The sequence below is a fragment of the Gordonia sp. NPDC127522 genome, assembly GCF_042672305.1.
GTDB classification, from domain to species: domain Bacteria; phylum Actinomycetota; class Actinomycetes; order Mycobacteriales; family Mycobacteriaceae; genus Gordonia; species Gordonia hongkongensis.
Window position 1 is genome coordinate 757,047 of sequence record NZ_JBHXVK010000001.1, and the last position, 14,049, is coordinate 771,095.

Here is a 14,049-nt window from a genome sequence, read left to right on the forward strand (position 1 = left end):
TCAGCCGGCTGAACCCTCACCGATCGTCGGGCCGAGGAGGTCGTCGGCGTCGGTGATGCGGTAGGCGTATCCCTGCTCGGCGAGGAACCGTTGGCGGTGCGCGGCGTAGTCGGCGTCGAGGGTGTCGCGCGACACCACGGAGTAGAAATGCGCCTGTCCGCCATCGCGTTTCGGTCGCAACAACCGGCCGAGGCGTTGGGCCTCCTCCTGGCGTGACCCGAAGGTCCCGGACACCTGCACCGCCACCGAGGCCTCGGGGAGGTCGATGGAGAAGTTCGCGACCTTGGACACCACTAGGGTCTGCAGCTCGCCGGACCGGAACCGGTCGAACAGGACCTCGCGCTCCTTGTTCTTCGTCGACCCCTGGATGACCGGCGCGTCGAGTTCGCGGCCGAGTTCCTCGAGCTGGTCGATGTAGGCGCCGATGATCAGCGTCTGCTGACCGCGGTGCTTGTCGAGGATCGCCTTCACGACATTGACCTTGGTGTGGGCCGTCGAGCAGAGCTTGTACTTCTCCTCGGGCTCGGCGACCGCGTACTGCAGACGCTCCTCGTCGGTCAGCGTCACCCGGACCTCGACGCAGTCGGCCGGCGCGATCCACCCCTGCGCCTCGATGTCCTTCCACGGGGCGTCGTAGCGCTTGGGTCCGATCAGGCTGAAGACGTCGCCCTCGCGGCCGTCCTCGCGGACCAGGGTCGCGGTGAGGCCGAGTCGACGACGTGATTGCAGGTCGGCGGTCATCCGGAAGACGGGTGCGGGGAGGAGATGGACCTCGTCGTAGATGATCAGACCCCAGTCGCGGGAGTCGAACAGGTCGAGATTCTTGTACTCGCCCTTCGACTTCCGCGTCATCACCTGGTACGTGGCGATGGTGACGGGACGGATCTCCTTGCGCTCGCCCGAGTACTCGCCGATCTCCTCCTCGGTGAGCGTCGTGCGCGCGATGAGTTCACGTTTCCACTGGCGGCCGGCGACCGTGTTGGTCACCAGGATCAGCGTCGTCGCGCCGGCCTTGGCCATCGCCGCCGCGCCGACCATCGTCTTACCGGCACCGCAGGGGAGCACCACCACACCCGAGCCGCCGGCCCAGAACGAGTCGGCTGCCATCTCCTGGTAGTCACGCAGCTGCCAGTCGTCCTGGGCGAGGTCGATGGCGTGTGCCTCGCCGTCGACGTACCCGGCGAGGTCCTCGGCCGGCCAGCCGACCTTCAGCAGCACCTGCTTGAGGCGACCCCGCTCGGACGGGTGCACGATCACCGTGTCGTCGTCGATGCGCGCACCCAGCATCGGGGCGACCTTCTTGTTGCGCATCACCTCGATGAGGACCGCCTGGTCGAGGCTGACGAGGGTCAACCCGTGCGCCGGATGCTTGACCAGTTGCAGGCGACCGAACCGGCCCATGGTGTCCACGACGTCCATCAGCAGCGGCTGGGGCACCGCGTACCGCGAGTACGTCACGAGTGCATCGACGACCTGTTCGGCGTCGTGACCTGCGGCGCGGGCGTTCCACAGCGCCAGCGGGGTGACCCGGTAGGTGTGGACGTGCTCGGGGGCGCGTTCGAGTTCGGCGAAGGGTGCGATCGCCGCGCGCGCCGCCGCGGCGTCGGGGTGATCCACCTCGAGCAGCAGCGTCTTGTCGGATTGCACGATCAGGGGTCCATCGGTCACCCGCTCCATTGTCCAGATCGCACCGACGATTGTCAGCGTCGGGCCTGCGCTGTGACGCGAGAGACCCCGGCGAAGTCAGAAGACGGGGATGCCGAGCTTGCGACGGACCCGCAGGTCGATGATGTTGAGCCGGAAGATCCCGCGCAGAACAGGTGCCACCAGAGGGTCGACGCGGCGGAAGCCGGCAAGCGCCCGCTGATAGCGGCGTTCGTCGCGTTCGGTCCACCGCCACCGCATCATCGTGCGGAACTCCGGTGGCAACCCGGCCTTGATCGCGTAGGCGAGCGACGGCCCGATCGTGGCGTGGAGCAGCGTGCCGAGCTTTCCGACCCGGTACTCCAGGAAGGACAGGTCGGCGAGGCTGCGGAGCTCGTCGCGCACCGGGTCGTCGATGCGCAGCGAGGACAGTTCGGCGTTCCAGTAGACGAGCAGATCGTCGTAGGTCGCCGGCCACTTGTCCCGGGGAACGTTGAGTGCGGTGCCCAGCGGGTGCGCCTCGGTGAGCACCATCTGCTTCTCCTCGGCGCTCAGCGGACCGTAGAGCAGTTCGTACTGGTCGATGAAGTACTTGAGCAGACACACCGCGACCCACAGCTGCAGACGCGAGTCGTTCCCGCTGTAGCGGACGGGACTCGACTGGGTGGAGTAAACCTGGTCGTGGATGCGGCCGACGGCCTCGTGTATGTAGGCCTTGTCGTCGTCGGAGCCCATCAGTGCGACGGCGAGGAATGTGCCGGTGGTGCGCCCCCGTTTGATGGGTCGCTTGATCGCATTGCCCGACGGCACACGGCTCTCGTGGACGCCGTACCCGACCTTCGGATTGGCGAGCTGCATGATCACGTTGGTGCCGGCGAGAGAAGGCCCGATGGCGGTGACCAGATCGACCGGCCGCTTCACTCGGCGACGCTTCGGCGCGGGTTTCATCCGCGCGACGAGGTCGTGCTGGTAGGTGTCGGCGACGAGGCCGAGATGTTCGCGAGCGGGGAGTTTCGGTGCCGCGGTCATACCCGAGGCTACCAAGGATGAGACGTCTTTCACAGGATGTCTCTACCCGCTGGACTCAGGCGTCGAGCAGCTCGACGCTGGTGAGGCGGTGCAGCGAGAACCGCTGCTCGTCATCGCTGCCCTCCTCGACGGCCACGAGCTGGCCGGCGCCGAGGATCTTCGGGGTCACCACATGCCGGCTCGCCGATCCCTGTGCGTCGACGTATCCCACGCGCAGCCTGCGGTTGGCGCGCAGTGCGAGCTGGATGAGCGCGGTGGCGGATTCGCCTCCGCCGCTCGCCCGCACCGGGGTCGTCGTGACGGCGCCGCGCACCGGGGTCGCCGCCGCCGCCCGGTCGGTCGAGCGGATGCGGGTCACCACCGACCGCAGCTGTGCCTCCGACGGCGCGTTCCGGCGTGGCTGGGCCTGCCGACGTGCCCGCGACACCGAAACCCGGCTGCCGCGTTCGCGGAGGTCGACCAGGGCTCCGGACGAATCTTCGCCCGCCGGAGCGAATCCCGCCGCCCGCAGCTGATCGATCACGTCGCGGACCTCCGACGGAGACACCGCGACCGTGGGGGCCAGCGCGCGAAGCGCGAGCGGTTCGGCGGCTGCGCTGCGCAGCACGGCGGCCAGCACCGTCGGGTCCTCGCAGCGGATGAACGCCGACGCGACGCCCACGCGCAACTGGCCGTGGCGTCGTGCGACGTCGTCGATGAGATACGTGAGTGACTGTGGCACCGGGGTTCTCGAGTGTTTCGTGAACATCGAGAGCAATTCGTTGCTGCTGCGGCCCGCGTCGAGCGCCCGGCGCACGCTCTCCGGCGAGACCCGATAGACCGACGCCGCACCACCGGACTCCAGATCGGCGACGAGCTCCACCTGTTCGGCGAGTTCGGGTGTCATCGGGCCGGGGACGGTCAGCGTGAGATCGGCCTGGGTCAGGAAGTGGTCCACCGGTTCGGGCAGGGCCTTGCGCATCGCGGCGAGCACCGCTGCGTCGACGTCGGCGGGGTCGGAGTCCGGCGACTCCTCGATGGTGTACGCGCGACCGACGGTGGTCAGGGCGTCGTGCGCGACCAGGCCCAATTCCCGTGCCTCACGCAGGGTCTCGGCGACGACGCGGCGGCTGAAGCGCCGGATCTGACGGGGGCGGTGCCAGTGCAGGTTCGCGTGGAGGGTGTCGGCGGGGACTCCCACCGCGGGGTCGGCGTGGGCGAGGGTGGACAGGATGAGCTGACGCTGCACCGGGGCGTAGGCGTCGTGGAGGTCGGAGCCGAGCGTCGGCAGCGCGTTGCCGTCCCGATCGGGTTCGCCGACCTGCCAGGCGCGGCGCGGCATGTGCATCCAGGCGTCGGCCAGCGCGAGCCACTGGCGCTCGCGCGGTTGGTGCAGCCAGGTGTCGGCGGCGGAGGTGGGCGCGAAGGACTGTTCGCCGGAACCGTTGGGCGGCGGGGGATCCGGGAAGCCCGCGTCGATGAGCCGGAGATAGGCGGCGAGTTCGACGAGGAACGCCACCCGCTGTGTCTCGAGACCGGTCAGCTTCGCCAGACGACGCAGCTCGCGGACGCCGAGCGCGCCGGAGCGGAGCACCGCCGCCGGCGTCGCGCCGAGGACCGCGATCAGCTGGGTGAGGTGACGGATGAGTTCGAGTGCCTCGCCGCCGGCTGCGGCGTCGACCGCCTTGGCCCCGAAACGTGGCTTCGCGCCGGGTTCGTGGAGCGGTGGCGGCTCCAACACGTCTGTGCGCCAAGCGGGTTCCTCGCGGAGCACGGCGCCCACCATCGGCGGTAGCTCGACGGTCTGATCGTCGATGCGCGCGAGGAGGCCCGACGAGATCAGTCGGGCGACCGGGGAGGACGGGTCGGCGTCGTGGGCCGCATCGCGACTGCGGCCCAGGGCCGGACCGCGGGCGAGGGTGTGCAGCAGACCGAGGGGTCGCTCGTCGAGATCGGCGATCATCGCCGCGATCTCCTCGCCCGACCGCCCGACGAGCGGACCACTGAGGTGCTTGGCCTTCCACGGCATCGCGGAGTCGACGTGTTCACCGGCGCCGAGGGAGGAGTCCTCGCCCCAGAGGATCGCGCGGCGTCGGAGGAGATCGAGACGGGCGCGGACGGCGGCCGCATCGGCGCGGCCGGACAGGGCCTTGACGATCGTGGTGACCGACGGACGCCGCGACTTCTTCGGGCTGCGGCTGTGGCGGGCGGCAACCTCTTCCAGAACCGCGACGGCAAGGACGTCGAGATCCTCGCCGGCCAGGGCCAACGACGCCGCCGACAGCGCCCGTTGCGCCAGTACCCGAGTCCCCGACGGCGTCGGTGAGGCGAGGTCGGGGCGTTCGAGGAGGAGCTCGGTCAGCGCGTCGTCGGAACGCGCGGCCAACTCATCGGCCAGGCCGGTGTGCTGGTCATCCGAACTCATTCGGCCCAGCTTACCGGGGGAGTCAGACGTCGCCGCGGCGGAGCATGCGACCGCGGGCGGTCTCGAAGTCGACCTTCTGCCCGCGCACCCAGGTCCCCTTGACCACACCGGCGAGTGCCCGGCCGTCGTACGGGCTGACCGGGTTCTTGTGGTGGAGGCGATTGACGTCGACGATCTGCGCGGATTCCGGCTCGAAGACGGCGAAGTCGGCGTCGCAGCCGAGGGCGATGCGACCCTTGGTCGGCAGGCCGGCGAGGTCGGCGGGTTTCGACGCCATCCACTCGATGACCTGCGGCAGGTCGATGCCGCGCTTCTTTGCCTCGGACCAGATGAGCGACAGCCCGAGCTGAAGCGAGGCGACCCCACCCCATGCGACGCCGAAGTCGCCGTTCTCGGGGTCCTTGAGGTCGACGGTCGAGGGCGAGTGGTCGGAGACGATGCAGTCGATGGTGCCGGCCAGCAGCCCCTCCCACAGCAGTTCACGGTTGCCGGCCTCGCGGATGGGCGGGCAGCACTTGAAGGCCGTCGCGCCGTTGGGTACCTCTTCGGCCAGCAGGGTGAGGTAATGCGGGCAGGTCTCGACAGTGATCTTCACACCGTCGCGCTTCGCGCTGGCCAGCATCGGCAGCGCGTCCGACGACGACAGGTGGAGGACATGGGCGCGGACGCCGGTCCAGCGCGCCCGCTCGATGACCTCCGCGATCGCCAGGTTCTCGGCGCCGCGCGGACGGGACGCGAGGAAGCGGGTGTACTCATCGCCCTCGGGGGAGGGGGCCTTGTCGATGGCGCGGGAGTCCTCGGCGTGGACGATCATCAGCGAGTCGAACTCGGCGAGTTTGGCCATGTCGGCTTCCATCTCGTCGGCCGTCAGGTGCGGGAACTCGTCCACTCCCGAGTGCAGCAGGAAGCACTTGAAGCCGAACACACCCGCGTCGTGCAGGCCGCGCAGGTCGTCCTCGTTGCCCGGGATGGCGCCACCCCAGAATCCGACGTCGATGTGCGTCTTACCTTGTGCCGCAGCACGTTTCTCGGCCAACGCGTCGACGTTCACGGTCGGTGGGATCGAGTTGAGCGGCATGTCGATGAGCGTGGTGACACCACCCGCGGCCGCCGCCCGGGTGGCCGAGTCGAAACCCTCCCACTCGGTGCGCCCGGGCTCGTTGACGTGTACGTGGGTGTCCACGAGTCCGGGGATCATGACCTGATCGTCGGCGAGCTCGATGACCTCGGCCCCGGTCAGCCCGCTGCCGAGGGGCTCGATCGCGACGATCCGACCGTCGCGGATACCGATCTCGCGGGCCACGATGCCAGCCGTGGTGAGAGTCTGTTCGCCCCGCACGACCAGGTCGAACGGTGCGTCGGAAGTAGCGGCCGGGGCATCGGGTGCTGCGGTCATGGGGCGGGACTCCTTGCTGGTGCCGTGTCCGGTGTCGTTCCAGAGACTAACCCAGGTTATTCCTCATCATGGAATGAAGCCGTGTCATTTCGGAACTCAACTCGCGAGTAGGCCGGTGTCGTGCTATTGACAACGGCCTCGATCGTCAGGCTAACTGTCACGAACGCGGAAACTTCATTCCACATCACGGAACTCCGCGAGTGTAGGAGCGCGGTCATCGATGACCGTCCGACCGAAAGTGCAGACATGAGCACTGAGCAGCACACAGCCCCCGTCGACGGACCGGTTTCCGAGGTCACCGGCACCGTCCCGGCCGGGCTGAGTCCGAAGCTGTACAACGACGACCTGGCACCGACCAGCCGCGTCGGACGACGATGGAACACCTACAACATCTTCACGTTGTGGGCCAACGACGTACACAGTCTCGGCAACTACGCCTTCGCCATCGGTCTGTTCGCGCTCGGGCTCGGCGGGTGGCAGATCCTGACCGCCCTGGTGCTGGGTGGGGTGTTCCTCTTCCTGCTGCTGAATCTCTCCGGCTTCATGGGGGAGAAGACCGGGGTGCCGTTCCCGGTCATGAGCCGCATCTCGTTCGGGTTCCGCGGCGCGCAGATCCCCGCCCTCATCCGCGGCGGGGTGGCGATCGCGTGGTTCGGCATCCAGACCTACCTCGCGTCGGTCGTCCTGCGAATCATGCTGGTGGCGCTGTTCCCCGGCGCCGCCGACCTGGACACCAACCGTTTCCTCGGGCTCTCCACCCTGGGCTGGATCTCGTTCGTCTCGCTGTGGGTGATCCAGGTGATCATCGTCAGTTACGGCATGGAGATGATCCGTCGCTACGAGGCCTTCGCCGGTCCGGTCATCCTGGTCACCATGGTCGCACTGGCCGTCTGGATGCTGAGCAACGCCGACTGGACCATCGCGTGGTCGACGCCCGATTCGCTGACCGGCGTGGACATGTGGCTCCAGATCATCGGCGGCGCGAGCCTGTGGGTGGCGATCTACGGCACCTTCGTCCTCAACTTCTGCGACTTCACCCGCAACGCGGAATCGCGAAAAGCAATCGTGCGCGGCAACTTCTGGGGCATCCCGCTGAACATGCTGCTCTTCGGCGCCATCGTGATCACCCTCGCCGGAGCCCAGTTCCGCATCAACGGCACCGTCATCGAGTCGCCGTCGGACATCGTCCAGACCGTTCCCAACACCTTCCTGCTGGTGCTGGCCTGCCTCGCGCTGCTGATCCTCACCGTCGCCGTGAACCTCATGGCCAACTTCGTCGCGCCGATCTACGCGCTGTCCAACCTGTTCCCGCGCCACCTCGACTTCCGGCGCGCGGCGCTGGTCGCCGCGATCATCGGCTTGGTCATCCTGCCGTGGAACCTCTACAACTCGCCGGCGGTGATCAACTACTTCCTCGGCGGACTCGGTGCCCTTCTCGGCCCGCTGTTCGGTATCGTCATGGCCGATTACTGGCTCGTCCGCCGTTCGCGAATCGACGTGCCCGCGTTGTTCACCGAGGCGCCGGGTGCCGCGTACCACTACCGGAACGGGGTCAACATGCGGGCGATCCTCGCGCTCGTCCCGACTGCAGCCATCGCCCTGGTGATGGCCTTCGTCCCGGCCTTCGAGGTGATCTCGGAGTTCTCCTGGTTCATCGGCGCCGGTCTCGGTGCGATCGTGTACCTGGCGGTCGCCGACCGTCGCGGTCCGTTCGCCGAGGTGTCGGGCGAGTCGATCTCCGTCGCCAGCACTCACTGACCCACAAAGGACATCACCGTGCGCATCCTGGTCGCCAACGTCAACACCACCGTGTCGATGACCGAGGCCATCGCCGACTCGGCCCGCTCGGTCGCCTCCCCGGGGACCGAGATCGTGGGGATCACACCGCGTTTCGGCGCCGACTCGTGTGAGGGGAACTTCGAGTCCTACCTCGCCGCGATCGCCGTGATGGACGCGATCCTCGCCTACCCCGAACCGTATGACGCGGTCATCCAGGCCGGTTACGGCGAACACGGCCGAGAGGGACTCCAGGAGCTCCTCGAGGTGCCGGTCGTCGACATCACCGAGGCCGCGGCGTCGACGGCGATGTATCTGGGACACCGCTTCTCGGTGGTGACGACCCTGGACCGGACGGTCCCGCTCATCGAGGACCGGCTCAAGCTGGCCGGCCTCGACCAGCGGTGTGCGTCGGTGCGGGCGTCGGGACTCGGTGTGCTGGAACTCGAGTCGGACCCGGCGCGGGCGGTGAAAGCGATCGTGGAACAGTCCACGCGTGCGGTCACCGACGACCACGCCGAGGTGATCTGCCTCGGGTGCGGCGGGATGGCCGAACTCGAGGAGCAGGTCCGCGAGGCGACCGGGGTACCGATCGTCGACGGCGTGCGGGCGGCGGTCACGATCGCCGAAGGTCTTGTCCGAATGGGGCTCTCGACGTCGAAGATCCGGACCTACGCCCCGCCGCGGGAGAAGAAGATCACCGGCTGGCCGTTCAACCGCTAGTCCGCCTTCGCCGCCCGCGGCCACCGGGGATCCCGTCCGGTCAGGCCGTCGAGGTGGGCGACCAGCGCGGCGAGGTCCATGTCGCCGCAGGGGGTCGGACGGTCCAGGTCGGCGTCGGCGACTGTGGCGGTCAGAGCGAGCATGTGATCGGCGGCCGCCGATATCGATCGTGCCTGCGTGGTGTCGGTGGGCATGGGACTCCCTCTCGTCGTGTGTGCACTCGACAGGGCTGACCCGCTCGACGCCGGTTTCTCATCGGCCGCACCGATGCACCCGTACGGTGGTCACGTGACCTCTCCGATCCGCGAGTACACGACCATCAGTCATCCGACGCCGAGTACCCGTGTCTGGCACGAGATCCAGGGCGACGGGCAACCGCTCGTGCTGCTGCACGGCGCCTTCTCGGGTGCGTCGTCGTGGGGCGGGCAGGTGCCGGCCCTGGTGGACGCGGGGTGGAAGGTGTTCTGTCCGGAACGTCACGGCCACGGCCACAGCCCGGACGTGACCGACGAGTTCCACTACGCGGACATGGCCGAGGAGACGATCGCCTACCTCGACGAGGTGGTCGGGGGTCCCGCCGAGATCGTCGGGTGGAGCGATGGCGCGGTGGTGGGTGTGCTGGTCGCGCTGCGGCGGCCCGACCTGGTCCGGCATCTGGTCCTGATCGGCCAGTACTACAACAGTTCGGGCCGGGCGGTCGGCGGCATCCTCGACGCGCTCGATTCCGCCGACGACGAGCTGATGGAGTTCTTCGCTGCCGATTACGCGTCCGAATCCCCGGACGGCGCAGAGCATTTCCAGGTCGTCTTCGACAAGACGATGGCGATGATCAACTCCGAACCAGAGATCGATCTCGGTGATCTGGCCGCGATCACCGCGCCGACCCTGGTCATGCAGGGGGACCGCGACGAGGTGACCCTCGAGCACAGCCGCGACGTCGTCGCCGCCATTCCGGGTGCCCGGCTGGCCGTGATCCCCGGGACGCACCTCATCCCGATCGAGGCGCCGCAGGCGATGAACGCGATCCTCGTCCAGTTTCTCGGCGCGGAGTGACCCGGCGCCCTCAGTCCGGGACCATCGCCGAGAACGCGTCGGCCAGGGTGGGGTAGAGGTCGAGAGTGTCATCCAGGCCCGTCAGCCGCAGGGGCCGAGTGATGGCGGGATGCCCGCCGACGACGCCGAACCGGCCGCCATCCGGGGTGACGGCCGCGTGTGCGGCGAGGAGCGCGGCGATGCCGGACGACGCGAGGAAGTCGGTGGCGGTGAGATCGACGATCAGCCCCCGGGGTTGCTCGCTCACCGCTTCCAGAACGGCCGCACCCAACTGCGGGGCGGTGAGCAGGTCGATGCTGCCGTGCACGGTCAGGACGATGAGTTGATCGCGCTGCGTCGAGACCACCGCCAGAGCCCGACCTGCCGGGGACGCGTCCTGGTCATCGTCGACGACCACCGGTTCGAAGCTGTCTGCCCTCATCTAGCCCTGCCTCCCTATTCGTTCGAAGTCGCCCGTCGATCAGATGGCAGCGCTTCGAGAATCGCCGGTGCGGCTTCGGCAGTTGGCTTCGCCGGTGCCTTCCTGTCTCTCGGTATGACGTTCGGCGCGGTAGACGAGACGGATGGCTGCGGCGGCGCACGACGTGAGTCTGCAGGTGCGGTCACGACTGCGCTTCGCAATCGGAGACTGTGGGGGCCTGGGGCATCGCCGTCGGTCGCGCCCGTCGGTAGGCGTCCGGTGTTTCGCCGTACTTGCTTCGGAATCGGTTGCGGAAAGCCGCTGTCGAAGTGAAGCCCGCGGCGTGCGCAATGCTGTCGAGGTGCCGGTTCTCGGGGAGTAACAGCCTCGCTCGCGCCCACTCGAGTCGCCGGTCCGCGATCATGTCGTTCAGGGAGGAGCGGTCGGATCCCTCGAACTGTCTGTACAGGTGGCGTCTGCTGATGTGCAGTTTGGCGGCGATCGTGTCGACTGTGAAGGCGGGATCGCGGAAGTGGCGGTCGATGAGTACGGCGACGGCCTGACGGATCACTGCCGGATGGTCGACGAGCTGTTCGCTCGAGGTGCCCTGATCCAGGGTCAACTAGATGATGTCGATGACCGTCTGTTCGGCGTCGGCGTCGATGTCGGCACCGCCGATGATCGTGTCGCGTGCGAACTGGGTCACCAACGCGGTGCATGCGTCGGTGAGTGCACTCTCGGGTGGATTCGGCGCGACGGTTGCGCCGCCGGCGATGGCTTCGCCGAGCAGTTCGGTCGGCACCCAGAGCCCCAGGGCGTCCGAGACGCCATGGGTGGTGAGATCGTAGGGGAGGCGACTGTCGGTGACGGTGAGTCCCTCAGGCCGAGAACGGAAGTCATGACCGTTGGCGGTGCCGGTGGTCGACCCGATCGTCTGACTGGTCACGATCATGAAATCGGATGGAAAGTCTCGGATACGGCCAGGCGTGCGGCGGGTTCGCACCGGGGTCTGCAGATAACAGAAGCCGAACAGCTTCGTCATCGGCCGCCAGTAACAGATCTGTTCAAAGACCTCCGGGACGTCGGCCTCCAGCTCGACGAGTTCCGCGAAGAGTTCGATCCCTTCTCGTCCGCGGGTGCGGACTTGACGCGATCGGTGGGCGCCGAGTTCGCCTATGCGTCCGTTGCGTTGCCGCCACTCATCGACCACGACCGGGTCCAGTCCGGAATCAGACATCAGCTGGATCCACAACCTCGCCGGGCTCACGCCCGGGCGGTGTCGGCGTCGCCGGGTGTACGGGGACGGGTGGGCCGGCCGCTCGGGCCTCCGAGAGCGAGATTCCGAACACTGCTCGAAGACGCTGACGCATCGTCGGCACGGACGAGAAACCGGACGCGAGAGCCACATCTGGCAGCGGCATGTCGGGAACGGCGGTGAGCAGTCGTCGGACCTCGGTCAGACGTCGCATCGCGATCAGATCGGCCGGCGATTCGTCCACCTCGGAGAAGTGGCGATAGAGCTGCCTTCGACTCAACCCCAACGCGTCTGCGACAGCTTGCGCCCCGAGGTCAGGGTCCCGGAACTCGCGGTCGATGATCGTCCGCACTGCTTCGCGAACAGTCTGCGACGGCACCTCCACCGGGGCCACCCGGTAACGCTGTTGCGCAGCAATCGACGTCACCAGTCTGGTGAGGGCGTCCTGGGTGAGTGCGTCGGATTTGTCAGACGGCGGCCGCCCGGGATCGTCCCTCACCACGCTGTTGATGAACGTGGTGGCCGCGCGCACCAGGGCGGTGTCGGGTGGGACCGGCTCCAGCCTGGCGGCCGCCTCACGAAGATCGATGTCGATCGCTGCGAGGGGGATGTTGACGAGGACTCCGGCGCTCACGGTATCCATCGAGACCGCGGCGTTCGTCGTGTTCGTCAACACGATGAGCTGACCGGCGCGGACCTCGTGGTGGCTGAAGTCGTGATCGACCGACACCCGTTCCGGCGATGAAAAGGTCAACACCGACAGTGCAGGACCGGCATGGCGCGTCGCCGAACGCGCCCGCGCCAGGGAAAACGGTGTGGCGAGCCAGTGGGTGATGGTGATCGTGCCGATGCGGGTCGACCGCACAGCGGCATCGAATGCCTCCGGCCGGGCCGCATCGGCCCGAAGTGGGAAAAGGAACTGGGACAAGCCATCGCGTCCGCGGAGCCGGCCCGACTCGGTCGAGTGATGCAGGCCTGTTCGTGTTCGCCAGTCGATGACATGGGCTGGGTTCAGTCCGTGCGTTGGTCTCATCGCAGCGTGTCTCTGCTCCTGGTGGTGTGCGGGATCTCGCGGCTGAAAAGCCCGTCACGTAAGCCGATGGTCGTCGAGCCGACTGCTCCCACACTAGAGTCCTGCGGCCCTACGCGGGGGGCGCGATCCAGGTCCGCGCATTGCCTCGGTGGGCGATAGGCCGCTGGCTTCAGACAGTGCGAACACCTGTTGGCCGCCGAGCTCAATCGCGGACCGGTCCCGACCACGCCCTCGAACGTGAGCACCATGTGCAACTGGGCCACCGTCACCAGTATGTTGAGTTTGCTCGACGGCTGACCGCCGCGTTGGGTGCGCCCGTCCCGAGAGCCGCGACATACCCGGCGACAGCTACTGAGCTGATGAGGAGCAGATACCAGCCGGCAGCGTGATCGAAGGCCAGCAGGTAGAGCGCGGTCAGTGTCGCGGCGCAGATCGCCGCGGCCGGCAGTGCCGGAAGCCACCGTCTGTCTCGCAGGACGAGTATCGCCGCCTGACATTGCACGGCGATCTGCATCAGGGCCAGGAGCACCCCGGCGCCGGCCATCCCGATCAACCCCGGCAGTGTTCCGGTGTCGGAGAGGGCCGCAGTCGCGACGGTCGCGAGAATCGCGACCGAGCCCAGGCCCGCTCCGACCGTCGGCGAGGTGAAGCGCGCGAAGTCGTGCTCTACGGCGTTCTCGCTGTGGTCGATGGATAGGTGCATGACTTCTGTCTATCGCTTAATAGGCCCCGCCGGTAGTATGCACAATATTGTCCATATGGACGAGAGTGTCCACGATCGACGGTAGGGGTCCGACGATGGAGAACCAGGACGTGTCCGTCCTACGGGACCCGGTTCGACGCGCCTACGAGGTGTGCCCGGTCGAGGTGAGCGTCGCCGTGCTCGGCGGCTCCTGGAAGATGACCATCGTCAAGAACCTCCTCGAGGGGCCGATGCGATACGGCGCCCTCGGGCGGGCAGTCGGTCCGGTCACGCCACGGGTCCTCACCCGCCAGCTACGTGAACTCGAATGTGACGGCATCGTGCAGCGTACGGCCTATCCCGAAGTCCCACCGAGGGTTGAGTATTCGCTCACCGAACAGGGACGGGCGCTGCGCCCCTTCGTCACCGCCCTCAACGAGTGGGGGAAGACCTACGCGACCGAGGTGATCGAACCCAAGGTCGCGCAGCGAGGGAGTGCGGCGAGCTGAGTGGAGGCTGCCGCCAAGCGTTCCGCGGAACACTCGTGACCTCGGGCTGAGGCCCGAAGATTGTCGGTGCCGGGCGATACCTTGTTCCTGTACCTTTCGTTCGGTTCAGGGGGTTGCGGTGGGAATCAGTGCTTTTCGTTCCGGT

14 protein-coding genes are annotated in these 14,049 nt (G+C 67.7%); 4 read left to right on the forward strand and 10 right to left on the reverse strand.

What is annotated here, in order from left to right; translation table 11 throughout:
* From ACFVHY_RS03445 to allB, 4 genes are all read right to left on the reverse strand, one after another.
* A complete protein-coding gene (locus ACFVHY_RS03445) occupies window positions 1–1,668 on the reverse strand; it encodes a DNA repair helicase XPB (RefSeq protein ID WP_321179980.1) in 1,668 nt (555 codons plus the stop codon).
* Between the two features lie 75 nt (window positions 1,669–1,743).
* Window positions 1,744–2,673: an oxygenase MpaB family protein gene (locus ACFVHY_RS03450; RefSeq protein ID WP_390268363.1), complete on the reverse strand. Its 930-nt coding sequence runs from the start codon at window positions 2,671–2,673 to the stop codon at window positions 1,744–1,746.
* A gap of 55 nt (window positions 2,674–2,728) precedes the next feature.
* A complete protein-coding gene (locus tag ACFVHY_RS03455; RefSeq protein WP_390268366.1) occupies window positions 2,729–5,077 on the reverse strand; it encodes a helicase-associated domain-containing protein in 2,349 nt (782 codons plus the stop codon).
* A 22-nt stretch (window positions 5,078–5,099) separates the two neighbouring features.
* Window positions 5,100–6,473 carry an allantoinase AllB gene (gene allB / locus ACFVHY_RS03460; protein ID WP_065631755.1) on the reverse strand — a complete coding sequence of 458 codons (1,374 nt, stop codon included), beginning with the start codon at window positions 6,471–6,473 and terminating at the stop codon, window positions 5,100–5,102.
* Between the two features lie 246 nt (window positions 6,474–6,719).
* Here allB and ACFVHY_RS03465 point away from each other — a divergent pair, with 246 nt between their 5' ends.
* Both ACFVHY_RS03465 and ACFVHY_RS03470 read left to right on the forward strand, forming a co-directional pair.
* Window positions 6,720–8,231, forward strand: coding sequence for an NCS1 family nucleobase:cation symporter-1 (locus ACFVHY_RS03465; protein ID WP_068970590.1), 1,512 nt, complete (start codon window positions 6,720–6,722; stop codon window positions 8,229–8,231).
* Window positions 8,232–8,249: 18 nt separating this feature from the next.
* Complete coding sequence (locus tag ACFVHY_RS03470; protein ID WP_390268370.1) at window positions 8,250–8,972, forward strand: aspartate/glutamate racemase family protein; 723 nt, start codon at window positions 8,250–8,252, stop codon at window positions 8,970–8,972.
* Here ACFVHY_RS03470 and ACFVHY_RS03475 read toward each other — a convergent pair.
* Window positions 8,969–9,166 (reverse strand): maleylpyruvate isomerase N-terminal domain-containing protein, encoded by a 198-nt coding sequence (locus ACFVHY_RS03475; RefSeq protein WP_390268373.1) that lies wholly within the window; start codon window positions 9,164–9,166, stop codon window positions 8,969–8,971. The genes ACFVHY_RS03470 and ACFVHY_RS03475 overlap by 4 nt on opposite strands.
* 94 nt (window positions 9,167–9,260) lie before the next feature.
* On the opposite strand from ACFVHY_RS03475, the gene ACFVHY_RS03480 reads away from it, so the two are divergent.
* A complete protein-coding gene (locus ACFVHY_RS03480; protein WP_390268376.1) occupies window positions 9,261–10,025 on the forward strand; it encodes an alpha/beta fold hydrolase in 765 nt (254 codons plus the stop codon).
* Window positions 10,026–10,035: 10 nt separating this feature from the next.
* On the opposite strand, the gene ACFVHY_RS03485 is transcribed toward ACFVHY_RS03480, so the two are convergent.
* From ACFVHY_RS03485 to ACFVHY_RS03505, 5 genes are all read right to left on the reverse strand, one after another.
* Window positions 10,036–10,446: an STAS domain-containing protein gene (locus ACFVHY_RS03485; RefSeq protein WP_390268379.1), complete on the reverse strand. Its 411-nt coding sequence runs from the start codon at window positions 10,444–10,446 to the stop codon at window positions 10,036–10,038.
* Between the two features lie 181 nt (window positions 10,447–10,627).
* Entirely contained in the window at window positions 10,628–11,047 is a 420-nt protein-coding gene (locus ACFVHY_RS03490) for a helix-turn-helix domain-containing protein (RefSeq protein WP_390268382.1), read from the reverse strand.
* The gene (locus ACFVHY_RS03495; protein WP_390268385.1) at window positions 11,048–11,662 is read right to left on the reverse strand and encodes a hypothetical protein; all 615 of its coding nucleotides are present in this window, start codon (window positions 11,660–11,662) and stop codon (window positions 11,048–11,050) included.
* Window positions 11,655–12,608: an AraC family transcriptional regulator gene (locus ACFVHY_RS03500; RefSeq protein WP_390268388.1), complete on the reverse strand. Its 954-nt coding sequence runs from the start codon at window positions 12,606–12,608 to the stop codon at window positions 11,655–11,657. Before ACFVHY_RS03500 ends, ACFVHY_RS03495 begins: the two co-directional genes overlap by 8 nt.
* A gap of 370 nt (window positions 12,609–12,978) precedes the next feature.
* Entirely contained in the window at window positions 12,979–13,416 is a 438-nt protein-coding gene (locus ACFVHY_RS03505; RefSeq protein ID WP_390268391.1) for a hypothetical protein, read from the reverse strand.
* Window positions 13,417–13,511: 95 nt separating this feature from the next.
* Between ACFVHY_RS03505 and ACFVHY_RS03510 the strand changes: the two genes are divergently transcribed.
* Window positions 13,512–13,904, forward strand: a complete 393-nt coding sequence (locus ACFVHY_RS03510) for a winged helix-turn-helix transcriptional regulator (protein WP_390268394.1) — start codon at window positions 13,512–13,514, stop codon at window positions 13,902–13,904.
* The last annotated feature ends 145 nt before the right edge of the window (window positions 13,905–14,049 follow it).

Excerpts from the sequence above, each read along its gene's own strand:
- ACFVHY_RS03505 (WP_390268391.1), bottom strand. The coding sequence starts at position 13,416 with ATGCACCTATCCATCGACCACAGCGAGAACGCCGTAGAGCACGACTTC.
- ACFVHY_RS03465 (WP_068970590.1), top strand. The coding sequence starts at position 6,720 with ATGAGCACTGAGCAGCACACAGCCCCCGTCGACGGACCGGTTTCCGAG.
- ACFVHY_RS03495 (WP_390268385.1), bottom strand. The coding sequence starts at position 11,662 with ATGTCTGATTCCGGACTGGACCCGGTCGTGGTCGATGAGTGGCGGCAA.
- ACFVHY_RS03455 (WP_390268366.1), bottom strand. The coding sequence starts at position 5,077 with ATGAGTTCGGATGACCAGCACACCGGCCTGGCCGATGAGTTGGCCGCG.
- ACFVHY_RS03475 (WP_390268373.1), bottom strand. The coding sequence starts at position 9,166 with ATGCCCACCGACACCACGCAGGCACGATCGATATCGGCGGCCGCCGAT.
- allB (WP_065631755.1), bottom strand. The coding sequence starts at position 6,473 with ATGACCGCAGCACCCGATGCCCCGGCCGCTACTTCCGACGCACCGTTC.
- ACFVHY_RS03510 (WP_390268394.1), top strand. The coding sequence starts at position 13,512 with ATGGAGAACCAGGACGTGTCCGTCCTACGGGACCCGGTTCGACGCGCC.
- ACFVHY_RS03485 (WP_390268379.1), bottom strand. The coding sequence starts at position 10,446 with ATGAGGGCAGACAGCTTCGAACCGGTGGTCGTCGACGATGACCAGGAC.
- ACFVHY_RS03450 (WP_390268363.1), bottom strand. The coding sequence starts at position 2,673 with ATGACCGCGGCACCGAAACTCCCCGCTCGCGAACATCTCGGCCTCGTC.